Origin of the sequence: Streptomyces sp. NPDC091972 (genome assembly GCF_044756385.1) — a bacterium.
GTDB lineage: Bacteria > Actinomycetota > Actinomycetes > Streptomycetales > Streptomycetaceae > Streptomyces.
Map to the genome: position 1 here is coordinate 264,011 of NZ_JBIVSV010000013.1, position 20,704 is coordinate 284,714.

The window sequence follows — 20,704 nt, forward strand, 5'->3', positions numbered from 1 at the left end:
AGCCCTGCCGTGATCCCCTGCCCTGGTAGGGGGGAGTGTCCGAGGATCTCGGAGGGCGCTGGGGGCGGTTCGGTCAGAACATCGCGATGGGGTTGACCGGCACGCCGGTCAGGCCGTGGATGCGGGGCGGGGCGACGGTGAGCAGGAAGCTGTAACGCTTCAGCCGTGCGCACAACGCCGTGAGGTCATCCAATTGGGGCACGTCGATCAGAGGCATCGCCATCCGGCCGAGCGCTACCGCGTGCAGCGGCGAGGGCTCGTCCGGGTTCAGCGGAGGATGCGCGTCACCCCTGTCGGGGGCAACGATGGCAACCCCTCGGCGGTGCATCCACCGCACTGCGTCCATGCTGATTCCCGGGCTCGGTGTGTCGTGAGGCGCGCGTCCTGTCCAGCCGAGCCGGACCACCAGTGCGTCCCCGGAGCTCACCTGCACTCCCTGCCGCTTCTCGGCCTGTTCGAAGTCGTGTGACGTCACCGCGTAGCCGGGGGGAAGGGGGCCGTCGACGGCCAGATCGAGCAGGACCCCACGTGTCACTATCCCGGCGGCGAAAGCAGCCGTCGATGCGTGCGTGATCCCGACGGGGGTGACGACCTGCTCCCTGGCTCGGCCCGGATAGACCTGGCCGTCGGTCGACCAGTGTGCGAGCGCGTCGAGGTGCGTCGACTTCCAGTGGTGGCTGTGGACCACCGTCAGATCGGCTGCCACTGGTCCACCGGTGTGGGACACCATCTGCTGCACCGGCGATGCGTCGACCGTCTCGGGTGAGAAGGGGCTGAAGAACATCGCGCTCGGTGTGATCGGCTGTGCCAGTGACACCCACTGGCCGGTCTGCGCCTCCGCGGCGGCCCTGGCGCGCACCTCGTCGGTGATCAGGTTGAGGGTGCCGAGTTCGTCGTCCGCTCCCCATCGGCCCCAGTTGTCGGGCAGGTCCGTCTCACTGGTGTTGGTCATGTCGGTGGCCCCTTTCGTCGAAATGTACTCAGACCGCAAGGCAAGGGCGTACAGCGAACTGTTCCGTTGTCATCCCCGCCCCCGCACGTCTGGTAGCTGGTAGCGCTCGGTTCTCGTGTGATCAACGGCCCGCCGACCAGGCAGCGGTGCAGTCCGGTGCGTTCGATTGTCACGACAGTGGACCGTGTTATTCAGGGCCTGACGATCCGCCCTTAAGCACACCGCCTGCGGAAGGTCCGAAGACAGACCGGACGTCAGTGGATGAGCCAGGCACACGATGCTCTGCGGCGGAACACTCAGAGGATCCCCGAGCACGCCTTAGGCACCGTCTGCGAGTTCGCAGGTGCGTTCAACAGCGCGCCCGGCCGTTGTTCGGCCCCCCGAAACTGCTGGCAACGCGAGCAGGTCCACGGCCGGACGGCGATTCAGGTCCGGGACGAGACTCCATTGCGGGATCTGGCGCTCAGCGACGTCTCCGTCCACCCGGACTCTCCACCGTCATCCTCCTTGGCTTCTCGCTCCTGCGATGCACGGACGGCATCCACGGCCGCGAGCAGGCCATCCCCCTACAGCCGGCGCCTGCCCCGAGCCCCGCCTCACGCCAACCGCTACCAGGCCGCCTTCCACCTCGCGTCCGTCCTCCGCCGGCACAGACAAGATCGTTTGTTAGGCGAGTCCAAGGGTTGCCCCAGGGACCCTCCAGGGTTCCTGGGGCGGAGTCATCCGAGACAGGCGGCCTGATGCCGCAGGGCTGTCACCACCGCCTGGTCCTGGGCGGAAGGGTGGGGCCTGGTCACGGCGACGGTAGCGCGTCCGGGCCAGGAGCTGTCGGTGACGGCCACGGCCCGTACACCCTTCGGCAGGGCTGGTAGGGCCAGGTCGGGGATGACCGTGACACCCAGGCCGGCCGCGACCAGGCCGAGGCGTGTCGACCAGCTGCGCGCAGTGGCGGCGATGTGAGGGTTCGACAGGGTGGGCCAGGCTCCGAACTGCGGCTCGCCCGCCGTCCCGTCGCCGGCGATCCAGTGCTCCTGGGCGAGGTCCAGCACGGTGATGCCAGAGCGGCCCGCGAACCGGTGCGTGTCCGCACAGGCCACCAGAAGGTCACCTTGGAGCACTGTGGTCTGTGTCAGTTCGCTCAGGTCGTAATCCGGCAGGCCGTGGCCGACCCCGATCACCGCCACGTCCAGTCGGCCCGTCCGGAGCCGCCGGAGCAGAGCGGGCGTCGAGGCCTCCTCCAGAACCACGGCGAGACCCGGATGGCCAGAGGTCACCTGTGCCATCGCTCGCGGGACCAACGCCATGGCCGCAGTGGGGTAGGCGCCGATCGTGAGGCGACCCGCCAGCCGGTCGCGCAAGCCGGCGAGTTCCAGTTCGGTCGCCGCCAGGTCAGCGAGGATTTCCGCCGCGCGCCGGACAAGCACCTGGCCTGCCGGGGTGAGGGCCACACCTCGTCGTCTGCGGTCGAAGATCGGCGCTCCGGCTGCTGCTTCCATGGCGGCGACCTGGCGGGAGATCGCTGACTGCGTGTAGCCGAGTATCTCGGCGGCCCGAGTGAACGACCCCGCGGCGGCGACCTGGTGGACGACGCGGAGACCCGCAAGGGTGAACTCGACCATGCCCGCGAGCGTAGCATGCGTGTTTGTCATGGAAATGGTGCGAAATCATTGTTGGACTGCATGGCTGGACGGGGGCAGGCTGGCGACATGACACAGCGATTTACTCGAAATGAATTGGTGGCACGGCTGATCCGGGCGGGCGAACTGGAGGTGTCGGGCGAAGATCCGGTCGAAGCCGCGACGTACTTCGATAAGGAGAAGTTCCGCTTTCACGGGCCGGACGGCTTCGAGTCCGATTTCGCCGGGCTCACCGCCTATTTCGGCTCCGTGCGCCAGGCTTTCGACGACCGAACGATCCGACGCGGCATCGTGGTGGCCGAAGGTGACCACCTGGCCTGCCAGACATGGATCGAGGGCACCTTCGCCCGCGAGTTCACACAGTCACCGGTCGGCCCGCTGCCGCCCAACGGCAAGCGCATCGTGTTCGACCTGATCAACATATTCCGCTTCGACGACCGGGGACGCCTCATCGAGGAGTGGGTGCGCACCGACAACCGCGGTCTCTTGCGCCAGCTGGGCGCCGAAGGAAGGTAGCCGGGCAGCCACCGAGGCGGAGTCTGCGTGAGCGTGAAGTCTGCGAGCGGCGGTGACAGGGACTGGCTGCTGTCGGCCGACCCCACCGTCGTGGGCTCGCCGACATGCCGCAAAAGGGAAAGGAGGGCAGTCGACAGGACGGAGCGAGCGGGCCTTCGGCAACCAGGAAGGACCCGGCCCGCGCCGTTGCCCGCGTACAAGTGATCGAGCGCCAGTTCATACGAATGCACTCCCCGTCGTGGCCGTGCCCGGGCGCCAACACGTCCTTGACTGCGTTCTTTCAGACGGGCTGAAGGACCGCTTCGATGAGATGGGGTCCGGGCGCGGCCAGGGCGGTGGAGAACTGTTCGGCGAGCTCGGTCGTGCTGGTGGCGCGGGTGGCGGTCACGCCCATGCCAGTGGCCACGGCGGTGAAGTCGATGTCGGGTCGGCTCAGGTCGAAGAGAGCGTTGGCGGCCGGTCCCGCCTGGTTGCCGCCGACCCGGTCCAGTTCGGCGCGGAGGACGGCGTAGGAGCGGTTGTTGAGCAGGACGGTGGTCACGTTGAGGTTCTCGCGGGCCTGAGTCCAGAGTCCGGAAATGGTGTAGAGCGCGCTCCCGTCGGCCTGCAGGCAGACGACCGGCCGCTCAGGACGGGCAATGGCCGCCCCGACTGCCACGGGGATGCCTTGGCCGATCGCGAGGCCGGTCAGCCCGAGTGCGTCGTGCGGTGCGGAGTTGGCGGTCGCCGGCACGAGGGTGTTCATCCCCTCGGTGATGGACTCGTCGACAATTATGGCTTCGTGGGGAAGCAGGGCGCCGATGATCTGTGCCCAGTTTTCAGTGCGCAGCGGCTCATCCACGATGTCCGGCAGAGGGTCCGTGACGGGCAGCGTCGCGAGAGAGCCCGGCGCGACGATGTCTGCTAGGTCGGTCAGCGCTTCAACGACATCGAAACCCGAGTCCGGCACGAAGTGATGCACGTTCGTTCCCGGCGGGGTCAGGAGGCCCGGACGGCCCGGATAGGCGAACGAAGCCACTGGTTCCCGGGCTCCGACCAGAACCAGATTCTTGGTGCCGGCGAGTTGCTGGCTGACGGCTTCGGCCCGGTAACCCAGGGGCTCGATCGCAGGGATGCCCGCACCGCGCCGTATTCGGGCAGGCCAGGTGGGGCAGAAGACGGCGGCTCCCGTGGCTTTCTGTATCCGGGTGGCAGCCTGCAGGCCGGGCTCGCTCAGTCCGGCACCGTCGATCAGAAGGGCGACGGGCTCCGGTCCGGCGATCACGGCGGCGATGGCGTCCAAGTCGGCGCGGGGTACGGACCGCAGCGGCGCGGGCGGGAGGTGCGGCGCGGGCGGGGTGCCCTCTTCCCAGGACAGGTCGGCCGCCATGATGAGTGTCGAGATCGCGCCGGAGGTGCCGGTGTGAGAGCGGTCCGGGGCGCCGGCCGCCCCGGCGCTCAGCGCTGCCGCCACGGCCTCGGCGGTGTCTCGGCCGATGTCCGACGAGGTCGTCGGCCTGCGCACCCAGCTGGAGACTGTCGCGGCGACGGCATCGATGTCGGACTCCAGAGGGGAGTCGAGTCGTTTGTGCGAGTGGGCGTGGTCTCCAACGATGTTGACCACCGGAGCGTGGGCGCGACGGGCGTTGTGGAGGTTCGCCAGACCGTTGGCCAGACCGGGGCCGAGGTGGAGCAGCGTCGCAGCAGGCCGACCGGACATACGGGCGTAGCCGTCGGCGGCCCCGGTCGCCACCCCTTCGAAAAGGCACAGGACGCCGCGCATGGCCCGATGGTCGTCGAGGGCTGCGACGAACTGCATCTCGGATGTGCCAGGGTTCGCGAAGCAAACGTCCACGCCATTGTTGAGCAATGTGCGCAGGACAGTCTCTGCACCGTTCATGGAAGCTGATTGCCTTTCGCCGGAAACCGGGGCGCGATGGTGAAAGTGGCCAACAGGCCGCCTGACATTGGGGCATCCTGAGACGGATATGCGGGTGAGGAACGGACGGTCGTAGGAAGTAAAGAGCCGGTGCATGGCGGGGGCGACGAGCCATTGGTAGCCAAGTTGCAAGACGGGCCGCTACAGACGACCGGATCGCCGACGGGCGCGATGCGGGCGCAATCTTCCACAGTGTCTCGCAGAGCTCGATGACGGCTCCCTGCAACGCCGGAGGAATTCCGTCAGTCCGTCTGATCGGGTCACCATGCGTCCTGCGTCACCGCGTGTGCCTCCTCAGGCGCTCATTTCTACCGCACGCACGTCTCGACATCCACGGATCGTCAATCCCCCCTTCACCGGTTGCCGGCCTCACGGCGCCGTCTGAACCTCGGTGGTGTGCGCACGCGCTTTGACAACTGGCTCTCGTGGTCCGGCAAGATTCTCGTGCAGCAGATGCATGCCACCGCGCGCCGGTGACACTCCGTCACGGACAGCGGTTGCGGAGCATCGCCATGAGGACGATGCGTCGGCGGAGCGGCTGCACGCCGCGCGGGCGGCCATGATCCGCTTCTGGGCTAGGCCGGCCGAGCCGGGAGGCCGGTATCCGTGAGCTGCTCCAGCCAGTCCGGCAACGGGGTGGACGTCACGGAGGTCGAGCATGGAGATGCCGCACAACAGCCCTCAGCCCAGCAGATCCTCCGAGCGTTCCCACAGACGGCGTGCCAGATCGGCATCGGCCTGCTTGTTGGTACGTGCCGGCTTCTTCTTCTCGTCGTAGATTCCGGACCCAGTCGGCGCCCGACCGCCCTTCGGCGAGGCACGTCGGCTGCTCCGCACCCTCCGAAGAGATCAGCATGACCCGGCTCAAGGGGTTGGTGGCGAGGCCCCTGTATCAGTCGGCTCTCGGATCCGGCACCGAAGCTCGAGGTCACATCGCCCGGCTGGAAAGCCGCCGCGGACAGACCCTGGGCCTGGTAACGCCGGTGCAGTTCCCCGGTAAACAGGATGTTCTCCAGCTTGGCGATGCCGTAGACGCAGATCGGACCGAGATGCCGGTCGAGGTTCAGATCCTCGGTGTCGATCCTGGAAGCCATCCGCGCACCGACACTGGAGGTCTGGATCACCGAGGCGCCCGAGGTCAGCAGGCTGTCCATCAGCAGGCGGGTCAGCAGGAACGGCGCCAGATGGTTGATCTGGAAGGTCATCTCGAGCCCGTCCACGGTCTTGGCCGGATCTCCAAACACGCCCCCGCGTTATTGGCGAGTACGTCGATATGCGGAAAGGCCGCCTCCAGCCGTCCGCGAGGTACTGGTCGACCCCGAGCTCGTCGGCGACCGCCTCCGTCTTACGCAAACCCGGGACCAGGGGGTTCACCCCGGTCCCGAAGCGATGGGTGGTCGAGCGGACCTACGGATGGCTCATGCTTCACCGCCGCCTGGCTGGCGACTACGAGACCCGGACCGCCCGCTCCGAAGCCATGGTTGGTGCATATCGCTAAGGCAGACCCCATGGCCCGCCGTCTCACCAGCGAGAACGCCATCTCCTGGCGCGACCCCGATTCCGCAGGCCAAACAGCAGATTCCGGGATGAACCAACAGGAAGAAACGACCTTTCAGGCAGGCCGCGTACTGGTTTATGGCTCCGGCCAGCCGTCCGGGAGGTCGGGTGCTGGCCCGTTACCGTCCCGCACACCGCTGGTCGGCCGTTTCTGCGGTGCCGTCGCTTGGCCTTCGGCACTCGGGGAGTCGCCCGAGCCGCGGATGCAGACGTTCAGGACCAAAGCAGTACTGGAGCGGGCGCCACCAGCAACGCACGTGTCCTCATCGGGTGTTCACCTGCTCCGTGAGCTTGCCCTTGCGCAGGTTGAGAATCCGGTCGGACTGGGCGGCCAGTTGCTGGGAGTGGGTCACGACGACCACGCACGTGCCCTGCTCGTGAGCGAGTGCGCGGAAGGTGTCGATGATGCCCTGGGCGGTGTCCTCGTCGAGGTTTCCGGTGGGTTCGTCGGCGAAGAGGATGTCGACGTCGCAGGCGATGGCGCGGGCGATGGCGACGCGCTGCTGCTGGCCGCCGGAGAGCTGGAGCACGTTGCGGGTGACTGTCGCCTTGTCGAGACCGAACTGTTCGAGCAGGTGCAATGCGAAGGCCCGGCGGCTGCCTGTGGCGGGTTTGGCGCCGGTGATCTCCATGGCGGTGGTGACGTTCTGCAGGGCGGTCATGTAGGTGAGGAGGTTGTACTGCTGGAAGATCGTGGCGGCGTGCTGGTTGCGGTATCGGCCGAGGCCGATTTCGGTGAGGTCACGCCCGTCGAAGCTGATGGTGCCTCGGGTGGGGGTGTCGAGGCCGCTGGCGAGGCTGAGCAGGGTGGTCTTGCCGCTGCCCGAGGGGCCCAGGATGGTGTAGAAGGTGCCGCGTTCGAAGGCGTAGTCGATGTTCTTGAGCACCGTGGTCCTGCGGCGCTGGCTGGAGTAGGTGTGGCTGACGTCGTTGAGTCGCAGGACTGGCGGCGCGGCGGTGGCGGCGGTCATGGTGGGTTCACTTGTCCTTCGTGAGGATGGTGCGGGGGTTCAGGCGCAGTACGGCGCTGGCCGGGATGGCGGTGGCGAGCAGGCCGATGCCGAGGCCGATGCCACCGACGGTGGCGAGGTCTGCCGGGTCGAGCGACACGGCGATCTTGCCGATGGGATCGGCGTTCTCGACAGGCTTGTCGTCCCAGTCGGTGCCCTCGCCGAGGCCGGTGCTGCCGGGCGGTGGGGCCTGCCAGGAGTCGAGCTTGTTCTGGGCGGCGGTGGCCTCCTGGCCGAGCAGCGCCTGGGTGGCGCTCTGGGTGAGACTCGGGGCGAACATGGAACTCAGGCCGATGGCCACGGCCGCGACGAGGACGGTCTCCAGGGCTTGTTGGGCGATGAGGTTGCTCTTCTTCTCGCCCATGGCCAGCAGGACGCCGTACTCGGTGCGGCGCTGCTTGACGGCGAGGTTGACCAGGAGGGCCAGGACGGCCGCGCCGGCGGTGCCCATGAGCCACATGGCGAGGGTGGCGGTGGAGCGGATGCTCTTGAGCGGGCCCGTCATCTGCTGGATGGCTTTGTCGTTGGCGTCCAGCTTGAAGCCGTCGAGCGCCGAGCCCGTGACTCGCTTCGCCTCGTCCTTGAACGCGGCCTGTGCGTCGGCGTCCTTGAGGAGGAAGGTCGCCTTGCCGACCTGCAGCGGACCGTTCCCGTCGGAGCCCAGTGCGGAGAGGCCGCCCACCGCTCCGTACAGCATGTTGGCAGGGTTGATTTCGTACTGGGGGTCGGGTTCGGTGCTGGGGCGCGGGTCGCGGTAGATGCCGGCCACGGTGAAGTCGGCCGTGGTCTTCTCGTCGTTACCTGTCAGGGGGATCTTGTCGCCGACCTTGAGGCCGTTCTGCTTGGCCAGCCGTTCCTCGATCAGGAGTTGCTCACTGTCCTTGTCGGCGGCCGTGAGGTGCTCACCGGACAGGAGGGTGAACTTGCCGCTGCGGAAGTCGGGGAGCAGCGAGGTGTCGAGGACGCCTGTGCCCACGGTTCCGCCGGGGCCCATGGGATCGATCGGTCCGCCGCCGACCAGCGTGTACTTGCCCTTGAGGATGGCGCGGTCCCACATCGAGTAGGTGTACTTCTGTACCTGGGGCAGAGCTCCGAGTCTGTCGACGGTCGCGGCGTCGATACGTGGAGCCTGCATACCGCCGCCACCGACCAACTGGTCCATGTCCATGGTGAGGTTGACCTCGGCTCCCACGGAGCGCTTGGCGTCCTGTTCGGCCTGCGCCGTCGCGTCGCTGATCAGGATGCCGGCCAGCACCATCACGGTGATGACGAGGAATGTGGCGAGGGTGATCAGGGTGCGGCCCTTGCGGCCCCACAGGCTGAGCCCCGCGCGTTTGACGAAGTTCATGGCGTTTGGCTTTCTGGCAGTTGCGGTTGTGCCGGGCGGGACTATTCGGTGTCGAGGAGGATGGAGCGGGGGTGCAGGCGGAGAATTCCGATGCCCGGGATGACGGTGGAGACCAGGGAGATCCCGAGGCCGATGCCGGCGACGTTGACGACGGTGGCCGGTTCGACGCGTACCGTGAGCGGGACGATCTCGGAGTGCGGCGCAGGGGCCGCCGAGGGCGGTTTGTCGTCCTGTCGGCCGAGGAGTGCGTCCCCCGCGGGCTGCCCTGCAAGTGGGCCGGCCAGAGAAGCGAGCGCGACGGCGGGCAGGGCTGCGGCCGCCACCTCCACGGCATGCTGGCCGATGAGTTTCCACTTCTTCTCGCCCATCGCGAGCAGGACCCCCAGCTCGGCGCGTCGCTCACGAATCTGCAGTGTCACGATGAGGCCGAGGATCAGCGCGCTGGCCAGAGCGATCACCCAGACGATCAGTCGCGCGAACGTGCCGACCTGCTGGATCGGGCGGACCTGGTCCTGGTACGCCTTGTCGTTGACGCGGAAGTCGAAGCTGCCCGCGCCCAGCAGCCGCTCGGCGGCGGCGTGCAGATGCTCGGCCTGGTCCGGTGAGCCGATTCTGTACACCGCCTCGCTGACCGTTGCGCCACGGGTACCGAGATCCTGCGCCGTGTCCATCGGTACGTACAGCGCGTTGCCGGGAAGCTCGTGCGGCGGCGTCCACCCCGTGGGATTTTGCGTCGGGTCCTGGAAGACGCCGACGATCGTCAGGGCCGCGGTGCGCTCGCCGTCAGCCGACCGCACCTGGACGGTCTCGCCGACCTCGAGGTGGTTCTCGTCGGCCAGGCGCTGCTCGATCAGCGCGACGCCTTGGCCCCTGTCCTCGGGGGTGATGCCTCGCCCCGCCACGATCTTCATCGAACCGTACGAGAAGGGCAGCAGCATGCCCGAGTCACGGACGCCGTTCACCGCCAGCGGGCCCGGATCCTTGTCCCTGGTTTCGCCGCCAGGCTTCGACGCTTTCGATGTCAGGGGCGAGAACCCATGCCCCGCGGCACGTATCGGAAGCTGCGGGGTGTAGCGGTTCACGATGTCTGAGGCGCCGAGCCGGTCGGCCAGGGCCGAGGTGAGGCCCTTCTGCTTGACCGTGACGTCGACGCCGATGGTGCGTTGCGCGTCGGCTTGGTGGTGGGCGGCGGCGGACTGCAGCAGGAAACCGCCGAAGAGCAGGGTGCAGATGACCGTGAAGATCGCCAGGAGGGCGGCGGTCTTGGACTTTCTGGCACCAAGGCTCATTCCGGCGCGCTTGACGAAGTTCATGGCGCAGACACAAGCAGTCCGCTCTTTGCAGCAGGATAAGCGTGTTACAGCGGCATAAGGACGCGCCTGGCCCTGGTCTTGGGTCGAGGGCGCCGACTGCGCTCCGTGGCCCATTGCACCGGCTGGTTCGCAATTCACTGCGCCATCTCTTGAGAAGTCATCTCATGTGGCTGGGTAAGCTGCACAACTCGTCCGGCACCAGCCGCTCAACGATCCCTGCCACCACCGGACGCCGGGCTGCACGTGGCAGCAGTTGCCGTCCGCGTCGTTGGGGCCATCGGGTGCGACGGCCACCGACGATTCACCGAGTGGACGAAGGCCCGCGTGTGGGCCAAAACTCGCCCGCCTGGTCCTTGACGAACTCGGCTCGTGCGGCGAGTTGGAGTGGTCCCGCTGTGCGATCGACTCGGTGAACATGCGGGCCTTGAAAAGGGGGAGCTGACAGGCCCGAATCCTGTCGATCGAGGCACGTACGGCTCAAAGTTCCGCCTGATCACCGAGCGGACCGGTCTGCTGCTGGCCGTCGGGATCTCCGGGGCGAACCTGCACCACAGCCAGGCGCTGATCCGGCTGGTCAAGGGGATACCGCCGATCCGCTCACGGCGCGGACGTCGGCGGCACAGACCGGCAAAGCTCCACGCCGTCAAGGGATACGACTGCGACCACCTGCGGCGATGGTTACGTGGGCGCCGCATCCGGCACCGTATCGCCCGCAAAGGCATCGAATCCTCGACTCGACTGGGCCGCCACCGCCGGACCAGAACGCACGATGTCGTGGCTCGCCGGCTGCCGACGCCTCCACCGACGGTACGAACGCAAGGCCGACCACTTCCTTGCCTTCACCGGCATCGCCTGGACCCTCGTCTGCTACCGCGGACTCGACACATGAGATGACTTCTTATCCGGCTGCAATCGTGAACTTGGTCTTATGGGGGCATGAGAGTTCTGGTAGCCGAGGACCACCGTGTTCTCGCCCGCACGATCGCCACCGGTCTGCGCCGGCAGGCGATGGCGGTCGACGTCGCCGCCACCGGCTACGAAGCCGAGCGGATGTGTCTGCTCACCGCCTACGACGTGCTGATCCTCGACCGGGACATGCCGGTCATGACCGGGGACGAGGTGTGCAGACGACTACGAGAACGCGACGACCCTCCGCGCATCCTGATGCTGACCGCGGCTGGCGAGCTCATGGACAAGATCTATGGCCTCACCACGCTCGGCGCCGACGACTACCTCGCCAAGCCCTTCGAGTTCCCCGAACTCGTGGCACGTGTACGTGCTTTGAGCCGTCGCGCGCACAAGCCGTCCCCCACTGTGCTGCGCTTCGGGAGCATCTCGCTGGACGAGGCGCGGCGCGAGGTGTCCGTGGACGGCCACCTGCTGGAGCTCACCCCGAAGGAGTACGGGGTCCTGCGCCGGCTGCTCGCCGCCGGTGGTGCGCCTGTGCCGCACGACGAACTCGTCCGCACTGTCTGGGACGAGCACCTCGACCCGCGCACCAGCGCGGTCCGCGCCACAGTCAGCAGGCTGCGAGCCAAACTCAGCGACCCCGGCTTGATCGCCGCCGACAAGGGAGAGGGGTACCGGCTGTGCGAATGAACTGGCGGGCGTTGTTGCGCAGGCTGCCCTTCCGCGCCCGCCTGGCAGCGGCCATCTCCGGACTCTTCCTGCTCTCCGGCATAGCCCTGCTCGCCTTCGTGGTGCTGCTCGCGCGCTACGGAACGGCCCAGCAGGTCCAGGGATTGTCGGTCAAGTACGGCGATGCGCCGAGCGGCCCTGCGACGCCCTCCGAGCCCGTGCACCCCACTCGGCCGGAAGGCACGACTCCAGACACGAGCGGCGTCGCCCTGATCCAGAAGATCGACCAAACCGTGCAGGCCGTCCAGGACACAGCGCTGCGTCAGATGGTCCTCTGGTCCGCCGTCGCAATCCTCGTGATGGCGTTGCTTGCGGGACTGCTGGGCTGGTGGCTCGCGGGACGGGCATTGCGTCCCGTCGCCTCCATGACCGAAGCCGCCCGCCGCATCAGCGAACAGAACCTGCATCAGCGCCTGGCGCTCACCGGCCCCAACGACGAGCTCCACCGCCTCGCCGACACCTTCGACACCATGCTGGACCGGCTGGAGCGAGCCTTCGAGAGCCAGCGCCGCTTCGTCGCCAACGCGTCCCACGAGCTCAAGACCCCCCTGGCCGCCCAGCGCACCACCCTCCAGGTCGGCCTCGCCGACCCCCTCCCCAAGAGCCTCGCCGACGTCCGCGAGGATCTGCTCACCACCAACCGCGAAGCCGAACAACTCATCAACGCGCTGCTGCTGCTGGCACGTAGCGACCGCGGTCTGGACGAGACCGAGAGCGTGGACCTCACGGCCACCGCGCGGCTCGTGACGGCAGAACTCACCCCACAGGCAGCGGCCCGCGGCGTGCACATCGACCTCAGCGCGTACACCCCACTGGTGGTTCGCGGCGACGCCGTCCTGCTGCGCCACCTGCTGACGAACCTGATGCGCAACGCCATCCAGTACAACCACCCCGGTGGCTACGTCCGCGTGCGACTCGACGTCGCCACCCTGACGGTGACCAACACCGGCGTCCGCGTGCCTGCCGAACTGATCCCCGGCCTGTTCGAGCCCTTCCGTCGCCTCGACACGGACCGAACCGCCACGACCGGCCACGGCCTGGGACTATCCATCGCCGCTTCCATTGCCGAGGCCCACCACGCCACGCTGACGGCGCAACCGGGCGCCGAGGGCGGACTCGTCCTTGCTCTGCGCTTCCCCTGAGGGCTTGGAATGGTACGAGCACCAGCAGATCGGTGGCGGGTTTGGCCTCGACTGTCGACCAGCGTGGTCATCCCGCCGCGCGCAGAGCGTGGACCGGGCCGGCGCGGTGGGACAGTGGTTCCCCTCGGCCGCCGTACCGGGTCGCGATGATCTCGGCGGCGATCGAGACGGCCGTCTCCGCGGGGGAGCGGCCGCCTAGGTCGAGGCCGACGGGGGAGTACAGCCGGGTCAGAGCGTGCGCGCGCACGCCGGCCTCGCGCAGTGCCTGGGCGCGGTGCACGTGCGTACGCCGTGAGCCCATGGCGCCCACATAGGCCACATCGAGCTCCAGTGCCGTCTCCAACAACGGGATGTCGAACTTGAGGTCATGGCTGAAGGACACGATGACCGTTCGCGTGTCGACCCGTCCGGAAGCCGCTTCCTGGGCCAGGTATTGGTCCGGCCGAGCCGCGACGACTTCGTCGGCGTCCGGGAAGCGGTCAGCCGTGGTGAACATTGGCCGGGCATCGCAGACCGTGACCCGGTAGTCCATGGTCCGGCCGATCGCGGCGAGCGCCGCGGCGAAGTCGCCGGCGCCGAAGAGCAGCATCCGCGGTGGCGGCACCAGCGGGCGGACGAAGACTCGCACGGCCTCGGCGTCGTGGACGAGCACTCCGCTGTCGCCCTTCCGGAGCAGTTCCCGCGCGCCGTCCATGAGGCCGGGCGGGGTGTCCGACGGGTGCAGGCTGCCGTAGTGGCCGTCGGCGCGCACGACCACGTGGGCGCCGACGGCCTCCGGCCGGGGATGGTCCAGCACGGTGGCGACGGCTACGGGGATGCCGGCCCGCGCGGACTCAATCACCTCGGCCAGTTCGGGGAAGGTGCGGGTGTCGATGGGTTCGACGAAGACCTCCAGGGTGCCGCCGCAGGTCAGGCCCACGCCGAAGGCGTCGTCATCGCTGATGCCGTACGTCGTCCGCTGAGGCCTGCCGTCCAGGATCGTCTCGCGGGCTCGCTCGAGGACGTCGCCCTCGACGCAGCCGCCCGACACGGAGCCCACCACACGCCCCTTAGCGGTGACCAGCATCGACGAGCCGACGGGTCGTGGGGCCGAGCCGAAGGTTCGCACGACGGTGGCCAACCCCGAGGTCTCGCCGGTCGACCATGCCTCGTACAGGGCGTTCCAGATGTCGTTGTGGCCGGTCACAGCAGTTTGTCCTGGGTGATGGGCAGGTTGCGCACGCGTTTGCCGGTGGCGTGGAAGACGGCATTGGCGATGGCCGCGGTGACGCCGGTCATCGGGGTTTCGCCGAAGCCGCGGGCTCCGAGGGCGTCGCTGGCCGGATCGGGTCTGTCGATGAACTGCACTTGGATGTCGGGGATGTCCGCGTTGACGGGCATCAGGTAGCCCGACAGGTTCGGGTTGACGATCCTGGCCGTCGCGGGGTCGACGAGGGTGTGTTCGAAGAGGGTGAAGCCGATGCCCCAGATCACGCCGCCGAGGACCTGGCTGCGGGCGGTCTTGCGGTTGAGCACGGTGCCCGGGTCGTAGCAGCCGACCACGCGGGTAACCCGGACCCGGCCTAGCAGCGGGTCGACGCGGACCTCGACGAAGACGGCGCCGACCGAGTAGCCGAGCGGTGTGTTGGTGGGTTCCACCGTGAAGTCGAGGGGCTTACCGCCGTGGCCGACGACCGAGCGGTAGCTGACTCGGGAGCGGCGGTTGGCCGTGTCGTACAGGTAGCCGTCCACGGTGTCCACGCGGTCGGCGGGAACGCCGCGCAGGGGCGAGCCGGGTTGGGCGACGGCCAGGTCGATGACGGCCTTGCGTGCGGCGGTGCACACGCGGTTGACGGCGCTGCCGACGCCGGGTGCGGTGGTGGAGGCGCCGGAGGTGTAGCTCTGCGGGAAGGAACTGTCCCCGAGTTCGAACGTGATGTCGGAGAGGGGCATCCCGAGGACCTCACCGGCGATCTGCGTCATGATCGTGTATGTGCCGGTGCCGATGTCCTGGGTGCCGACCTGCACGAGCACCTTGCCATCGGTACCGATGGTCATACGGGCGCCGGAACCAGGCCGGCCGCCGGCGGTGTGGGCGGACGTGGCCATGCCCCAGCCGACGCGTTCATCGCCGTCGCGCATGGAGCCGGGGCGCGGGTCGCGCCGGGACCAGCCGAACATCGACGCGGCGCGGTCGTAGCATTCGCGCAGGTGGTTACTGCCCCATTCCTGACCGTTCTCCATGTTCCGGCTGCTCCAGTTGCGTTTTCGCAGCTCGACCGGGTCCATGGTCAGGGCGTGGGCGAGTTCGTCGAGCGCCGCTTCCTGGGCGTGGCTGGTGCACGCTTCCGGGGAGCGCATGAAGCTCTGGGTGGGCAGGTCCAGTCGCACGGCATGCTGCTCGTTGGACAGGTTGGGGATGTCGTACAGCATGCGGATCGGCTCGCTGCTGTTGAACTGCACGACGTCGTCGCGGGTGATCTGCTGGGTGATGACGTGGTCCAGCGCGGTGATCCGACCGTCGTGGTGGGCGCCGAGCTCGATCGTCTGATGGGTCTGCGCGCGGTGGCCGTTGGAGGTGTACATGTGTGCACGGGACAGCACGAGCTTGACGGGGCGGCCCAACGCACGGGCAGCGGCGCAGGTCAGCACGGTGTGCGGCCAGACAGGGCCCTTGGAGCCGAACCCGCCGCCGAGGTAGCGGCAGACGATGCGGACGTCGGCGAGCGGGACCTGCAGGGCCTCGCTGACGACGTGCTGGGTGTTGCCCAGACCCTGCGTGGTCTCGTACACCGTCACCTTTGAGCCCTCCCACACGGCCGTGGTGGCGTGGGGCTCGATCGGGTTGTGGTGGTGCATGGGGATGGTGTACTCGGCCCTGACCCGGACGTCCGCCTGCGTCATGCCGGCCGCCACGTCACCACGCTTGTACGTGTTGGGGCCGTCCGGTCCGTCGGGCGGCAGGAACACATCCCCCATGGCCAACTCGCCTTGCGCATCGCCCGATTCCTCGTAGTCGACTTCGATCAGTTCTGCCGCTCGCTGCGCCTGCTCCAAGGTCTGGGCGACGACGAAGGCGATGGGCTGGCCTGCGTGGTGGATGTCCGGGGTCTGTATCGGGATGAACGGCTTGAAGAAGGGCCGGTAGGTGGGTTGCCGCAGACGCGGCATGGTCTCGTGCGTATAGACGGTGATGACGCCGCGCACGGCTTCGGCGGCGCGGGTGTCGATCCGGGTGATCCGGCCGCGGGAGACGGTGCTCATCGCCATGAAGGCATGGACCAGGCGGGGAAGTCGTACGTCGGTGGTGTACTCGGCCCCACCTGTCACCTTGAGTCGAGCCTCGACGCGGGACAGGGGGCGGCCGACGACGTCGGTGCTCATCGGGAACCTCCGCTGAAACGGCCGAGTACGTCCTGGAGCGCACGCTGTACCAGCTCGACCTTGAACTTGTTGTCCTCGCGCGGCTGGGCGTCCTGGACCAGGAGGCGTCCGGCCGCCGCGATGTTCCGCTCTGTCAGTGGTTTGCCCCGCAGAGCGGCTTCTGCCTCGGGTGAGTGCCAGGGGCGGGTGGCGATGCCGCCGAAGGCGAGGCGGGCCTCATCGACGGTTCGACCGTTCATGCGCAGCACGACGGCGACGGAGACGACAGCGAACTCGAAGGCGGCGCGGTCCCGCAGCTTCAGGTAACGCTGACGGGCGTCCGGTGCCGGCAGCGGCACCTCGACGGCGGTGATGAGCTCGCCGTGCCGCAGGGCGTTCTCGAGGTGCGGGGTGTGGCCGGGCTCCAGGTGGAAGTCGGCCATGGCAATGGTCCGGGTGCCGCCCGGGCCGAGGGTGTGGACCGTGGCATCCAGGACACGCAGGGCAACCGCGAGGTCGGAGGGGTGGACGGCGATGCAGTGGTCGCTGCCGCCGAGGATGGCGTGCCAGCGGCTGCGGCCCTCCTGTGCGGCACAGCCGGTTCCCGGCTCGCGCTTGTTGCAGGCGAAGTCCTTGCCCCGGAAGTACCAGCAGCGGGTGCGCTGGAGGAGGTTGCCGCCGATCGAGGCCATGTGGCGGATCTGCGGGGAAGCGCCGGCGAGCAGCGCCTGGGACAGCACGGGCAGCCGCCTGCGCACCACTGGGTGCAGAGCCACGTCGGCCATCCTGGCCAAGGCACCGATGCGCAGCCTGCCCTCGGACTCCTCGATGCCGGCGAGCGGCAGGTGGTTGATGTCGATGACCAGGTCGTGGTCCTCGGCGCCGTCCTTCATGAGGTTCAGCAGATCCGTGCCGCCGGCGACGAAAGCCGCATCGGCGCGGCGGGCGACAAGCTGCACGGCTTCCTCGGCCCGGCTTGCGCGGGCGTAGGCGAAGTCCCTCATCGCCGCATCACCTTCGCCGCGTCGGCCACCGCGTCCACGATGTTCGGGTAGCAGCTGCATCGGCACAGGTTGCCGCTCATCCACTCCCGGATCTCGTCCTCGGAGCCGGTATGGCCCTCCTCGATGCAGGCCACCGTCGACATGATCTGACCTGGTGTGCAGATGCCGCACTGGAAGGCGTCCCGGCGGACGAACGCCTCCTGAACGGGGTGCAGTTCCTCGCTTCGGGCAAGTCCTTCGATGGTGGCGATGGAGCGGCCCTCCTGCATCACGGCCAGAGTCAGGCACGACTTGACGCGCCGCCCGTCGACGAGCACCGTGCAGGCGCCGCACTCGCCCCGGTCGCAGCCCTTCTTGGTACCAGTGAGCCCGGCGTGCTCGCGCAACGCGTCGAGCAGGGTGACCCGGGCCTCGACCCCCGGAAGACGGTACCGGGTCCCGTTCACCGACAGTGTGAGGTCGGAGATCGCCCGGGGCTGTGCCGCCTGCGAAGCGTCCGGCGCCGCGGCGGCCGGTTCGGTTGCCCCGAAGGGGACCATCACAGCGGCCGCTGCGGCGCCCCCCGACTTCAGTACGTCGCGCCTCCTGTGCTGTGCCATGGGTCAACAACTCCTCGTCTACCCCGATACGGCGAGATGGGAATGAGCCTGACGTCGACGCGGCCATTCGTCCAACGCAGAATGAGAATGTCTCTTATGCATCGGATGCATGATCACGTGTGAGGTCGGATCCAGAACCTTGATGCTTGATCTGCATGAATTCGGCGTAAGGTATGTCTATGACGCATCTTCGGAACGCGGATCTGAATCTGCTCGAAGCGCTGGCGGTTCTGCTCGAAGAGAGACACGTGACACGCGCCGCCGACCGTTTCCATCTGAGCCAGTCGGCGATGAGCCGAGTCCTGCAACGGCTCAGGGAAACGTTCGGCGACGAACTCCTGGTGCGCACGCAACGCGGATACGAGCCGACCCCGCGCGGTCAGCAGATCCAGTCGGAACTCGCCGACCTCCTGCCACGACTGGAGACGCTGCTACGCGGCGACGCCTTCGACCCCGCGACGGCGAACGGTCATTTCCGCATCCACTGCACCGACTACGCCACATCCCTGCTCGGCCCGACACTCTTCCGCCGCTTCTTCCGTGAGGCGCCCGGCATATCACTGGACGTGGCACCCCTGGGGGACGAGTCCTTCGTCGATGTCGAGCAGGGCCGCGCGGATCTGGTCATCTCCGGCGTCGTGGCGCCCCGTTCCCTGCGCTGGGCGACGTTGTTCGAGGAGGACTTCGTCTGCCTGCTGTCCCACGACCACCCTGTCACCGCCGAGAGACTGACCCTGGACGACTTCACCGCGTACCCGCACGTCGTCATCACCGTCCTCGCCGGCGGCCAAACCATGGTTGAACGCCGCCTGGACGAGCACGGGCTACGCCGCGCCACGGGCCTGCGCGTACCGTACTTCTCTGCGGCGGCGGCCGCCGTGTCCGGCACCGAACTCATCGCCACGCTCCCGCGGCGCGCGGCCCTGGCGTACGGCGACGACCCCGCCTACCGCGTCGCTGCGGCCCCCGAGGAGCTCCCGTCCTTCCCCTACGGCATCGCCTGGCACCCCCGCGTTGACAGCGACCCCGCCCACCGTTGGCTGCGGCAGGTCGTGCGGGAAACCACCGCACAGGTGACCGAGTGCCGGTCAGACCGGTGAATGATCCCATCGGTGCGGTGGGTCTTTCGGGCCGTCTGAGCCCGGATGCACCGGCTTGATTCCCAGTTGATCGTTTCGGGGTCGTGCAGGCCGTGTTGGGGCTGAGTTGCGGATTCGGGCATGGGGTGGCCGCTGGTCTGCCCAGCTCTTCCCCTCTGTCCACAGGTCTCGGGCCCTTTCGGGCAGGTCGGTCAGGGAGCGTCAGAGGGCCGGCGGTGCATGCACCGTGCTGAACAGTTGGGTGAAGTCCTCGCTCCACGGCCAGCGCTCGGGCAGGTGCAGGGTGAGGCGGCGGGCGGAGCGGGCCAGGCGGGCGGGCACGTTGATCAGGCGGTCACGGATGGTGGCGGTGGTCGCCCTGGCATGGAACGCGGGGGCCAGGGCGTCGGCGGCGCGAGTCAGGTTGTGTGCCAGGGCCGCGAGGGCGAGCCACGTGGCGTTGGCCTGGAAATGACCGGACGGCGTGTGGGCGAAGCCGCTGTTCTTGACATCGGCGATCACCTGCTCGACGACAGCGTGCCGGCGGTGATCACGCTCGGCATCCCTCAAGGCGAGCGGGGAGTCGGTGAACGCGGCGTGGTAGCGCCAGGTATCGAAGAGCGTGCCCTGCCCGGCGGGGACGGTGCCGGCGCTCAGGCGCTTGACGCGGCGCGTGACCAGTCGGGCGGTGACCTGCTGTTTCTTCGGCTTGGAAGTGAAAGCGGTGTAGCGGATCTCGGCTATCTCGGCGTCGGAGATCCAGCACTGGCCCTCCTCGTCCCAGACCGCTTGGGGATATTTGATCGGTGTCCAGGCGTCTTCGTCGATGCGGGCGATGGTGGCTTTGACGGAGGCGTTCATCCGCATGGTGATGGAGAAGCGGGCATCCAGGGCCCGGCAGGCGTTGATGACGTCGGCGCTGTAGAACGCGGAGTCCGCCCGCAGCACCAGCAGGCCGTTGGCGCCGCAGGCGCGTGCGGTGCGGATGGTCTCAGCGACGAACGCTGCCGCCCCGCGCGCGGAGTTCGAGGGTCCCTTGCGCAGCCTGGTGGCGGCGATCACGGGGGCGGACAGGGGTGTGGAGACGACGCCGAGCAGTGCATTCAGGCCCTTGCCCTTGCTGTATCCGTAGCCGGCGCCCTGTTTGGCGTAGCCGTGGGTGCGGCGGATGGTGTCGTCGATGTCCACATATGCGGCCTGGTCCGTACAGGGCGGCAGCGGGGTGTGACGGGCCGGTTCGTGCAGGAACCGGCGGGCCACGGCGTGCAATTGCTTCACATGCCCGTGGGTGAAGGAGCGCAGGAACGACCCCGGCGTGGACGGGGCCCGCACTCCGGAGAACAGGCGGCCCATCGCACCGTGCCGCAGCCGGTCCATGTCGTCGATGGGTTTTTCTAGGACCACATCAGGCACGATCGACAAGGCACTTCCGAGATGCGATCTTCCCATGCCGCGGCGGCGGTCTCATCCGCGTTCGATGCCCCGAACCTGATCGCGTACGGCGGGCTGGAGCCGGTGGTCCGGCTGGCCGAGCGGTGCGGTCTGCCCAAGCTGGTCGGCGAGCCCGTCCGGCTGCCCGCCTCGAAGGACGGCACCGGCGCCTTCCCAGCGGCGAAACTGATGTCGTTGGTGGGCGGCATGGCCGCGGG

General features: G+C 68.2%; 16 protein-coding genes and 2 pseudogenes. 6 read left to right on the top strand and 12 right to left on the bottom strand.

The features are described from left to right. Window positions 1-73: 73 nt before the first annotated feature. The gene (locus ACIQJT_RS32800; protein WP_402649448.1) at window positions 74-952 is read right to left on the bottom strand and encodes a cyclase family protein; all 879 of its coding nucleotides are present in this window, start codon (window positions 950-952) and stop codon (window positions 74-76) included. A gap of 719 nt (window positions 953-1,671) precedes the next feature. Beyond that, window positions 1,672-2,571: a LysR family transcriptional regulator gene (locus ACIQJT_RS32805; protein ID WP_402649449.1), complete on the bottom strand. Its 900-nt coding sequence runs from the start codon at window positions 2,569-2,571 to the stop codon at window positions 1,672-1,674. Window positions 2,572-2,658: 87 nt separating this feature from the next. Between ACIQJT_RS32805 and ACIQJT_RS32810 the strand changes: the two genes are divergently transcribed. Continuing rightward, on the top strand, window positions 2,659-3,105 hold the full coding sequence (locus ACIQJT_RS32810) for an ester cyclase (RefSeq protein WP_365461411.1): 447 nt from the start codon (window positions 2,659-2,661) through the stop codon (window positions 3,103-3,105). Window positions 3,106-3,385: 280 nt separating this feature from the next. On the opposite strand, the gene ACIQJT_RS32815 is transcribed toward ACIQJT_RS32810, so the two are convergent. Continuing rightward, the gene (locus ACIQJT_RS32815) at window positions 3,386-4,984 is read right to left on the bottom strand and encodes an acetolactate synthase large subunit (protein ID WP_402649450.1); all 1,599 of its coding nucleotides are present in this window, start codon (window positions 4,982-4,984) and stop codon (window positions 3,386-3,388) included. A gap of 614 nt (window positions 4,985-5,598) precedes the next feature. Further along, entirely contained in the window at window positions 5,599-6,228 is a 630-nt protein-coding gene (locus tag ACIQJT_RS32820; protein ID WP_402649451.1) for a hypothetical protein, read from the bottom strand. A 143-nt stretch (window positions 6,229-6,371) separates the two neighbouring features. On the opposite strand from ACIQJT_RS32820, the pseudogene ACIQJT_RS32825 reads away from it, so the two are divergent. After that, window positions 6,372-6,613 (top strand): annotated as a pseudogene (locus ACIQJT_RS32825) (IS5/IS1182 family transposase); the annotation flags it as partial. A 230-nt stretch (window positions 6,614-6,843) separates the two neighbouring features. Here ACIQJT_RS32825 and ACIQJT_RS32830 read toward each other — a convergent pair. From ACIQJT_RS32830 to ACIQJT_RS32840, 3 genes are read right to left on the bottom strand one after another with little or no spacing between them, the layout of a single operon-like run. Further along, complete coding sequence (locus ACIQJT_RS32830) at window positions 6,844-7,551, bottom strand: ABC transporter ATP-binding protein (RefSeq protein ID WP_402649452.1); 708 nt, start codon at window positions 7,549-7,551, stop codon at window positions 6,844-6,846. Window positions 7,552-7,558: 7 nt separating this feature from the next. Continuing rightward, window positions 7,559-8,938: an ABC transporter permease gene (locus ACIQJT_RS32835; RefSeq protein WP_402649453.1), complete on the bottom strand. Its 1,380-nt coding sequence runs from the start codon at window positions 8,936-8,938 to the stop codon at window positions 7,559-7,561. A gap of 41 nt (window positions 8,939-8,979) precedes the next feature. Further along, window positions 8,980-10,251 carry an FtsX-like permease family protein gene (locus ACIQJT_RS32840; protein ID WP_402649454.1) on the bottom strand — a complete coding sequence of 424 codons (1,272 nt, stop codon included), beginning with the start codon at window positions 10,249-10,251 and terminating at the stop codon, window positions 8,980-8,982. A gap of 229 nt (window positions 10,252-10,480) precedes the next feature. Here ACIQJT_RS32840 and ACIQJT_RS32845 point away from each other — a divergent pair. The 3 genes and pseudogenes from ACIQJT_RS32845 to ACIQJT_RS32855 all read left to right on the top strand — a co-directional run. Beyond that, window positions 10,481-11,140, top strand: a pseudogene (locus tag ACIQJT_RS32845) (IS5 family transposase); the annotation flags it as partial. A gap of 47 nt (window positions 11,141-11,187) precedes the next feature. Then, on the top strand, window positions 11,188-11,850 hold the full coding sequence (locus ACIQJT_RS32850; protein WP_365461422.1) for a response regulator transcription factor: 663 nt from the start codon (window positions 11,188-11,190) through the stop codon (window positions 11,848-11,850). Next, window positions 11,847-13,031, top strand: a complete 1,185-nt coding sequence (locus tag ACIQJT_RS32855; RefSeq protein ID WP_402649488.1) for a sensor histidine kinase — start codon at window positions 11,847-11,849, stop codon at window positions 13,029-13,031. Before ACIQJT_RS32850 ends, ACIQJT_RS32855 begins: the two co-directional genes overlap by 4 nt. 67 nt (window positions 13,032-13,098) lie before the next feature. Here ACIQJT_RS32855 and ACIQJT_RS32860 read toward each other — a convergent pair whose 3' ends face one another. From ACIQJT_RS32860 to ACIQJT_RS32875, 4 genes are read right to left on the bottom strand one after another with little or no spacing between them, the layout of a single operon-like run. After that, window positions 13,099-14,217: an XdhC family protein gene (locus ACIQJT_RS32860; RefSeq protein ID WP_402649455.1), complete on the bottom strand. Its 1,119-nt coding sequence runs from the start codon at window positions 14,215-14,217 to the stop codon at window positions 13,099-13,101. Continuing rightward, window positions 14,214-16,394, bottom strand: coding sequence for a xanthine dehydrogenase family protein molybdopterin-binding subunit (locus ACIQJT_RS32865; RefSeq protein WP_402649456.1), 2,181 nt, complete (start codon window positions 16,392-16,394; stop codon window positions 14,214-14,216). Before ACIQJT_RS32865 ends, ACIQJT_RS32860 begins: the two co-directional genes overlap by 4 nt. Further along, window positions 16,391-17,377, bottom strand: coding sequence for an FAD binding domain-containing protein (locus ACIQJT_RS32870; RefSeq protein WP_402649457.1), 987 nt, complete (start codon window positions 17,375-17,377; stop codon window positions 16,391-16,393). The genes ACIQJT_RS32865 and ACIQJT_RS32870 overlap by 4 nt, the downstream gene beginning before the upstream one ends. Continuing rightward, window positions 17,374-17,976, bottom strand: a complete 603-nt coding sequence (locus ACIQJT_RS32875; RefSeq protein WP_402649458.1) for a (2Fe-2S)-binding protein — start codon at window positions 17,974-17,976, stop codon at window positions 17,374-17,376. The genes ACIQJT_RS32870 and ACIQJT_RS32875 overlap by 4 nt, the downstream gene beginning before the upstream one ends. Before the next feature lie 179 nt (window positions 17,977-18,155). Here ACIQJT_RS32875 and ACIQJT_RS32880 point away from each other — a divergent pair, with 179 nt between their 5' ends. Continuing rightward, the gene (locus ACIQJT_RS32880; RefSeq protein ID WP_402649459.1) at window positions 18,156-19,076 is read left to right on the top strand and encodes a LysR family transcriptional regulator; all 921 of its coding nucleotides are present in this window, start codon (window positions 18,156-18,158) and stop codon (window positions 19,074-19,076) included. A 201-nt stretch (window positions 19,077-19,277) separates the two neighbouring features. On the opposite strand, the gene ACIQJT_RS32885 is transcribed toward ACIQJT_RS32880, so the two are convergent. Then, the gene (locus tag ACIQJT_RS32885) at window positions 19,278-20,468 is read right to left on the bottom strand and encodes an IS1380 family transposase (RefSeq protein ID WP_402649460.1); all 1,191 of its coding nucleotides are present in this window, start codon (window positions 20,466-20,468) and stop codon (window positions 19,278-19,280) included. Window positions 20,469-20,704: the final 236 nt, after the last annotated feature.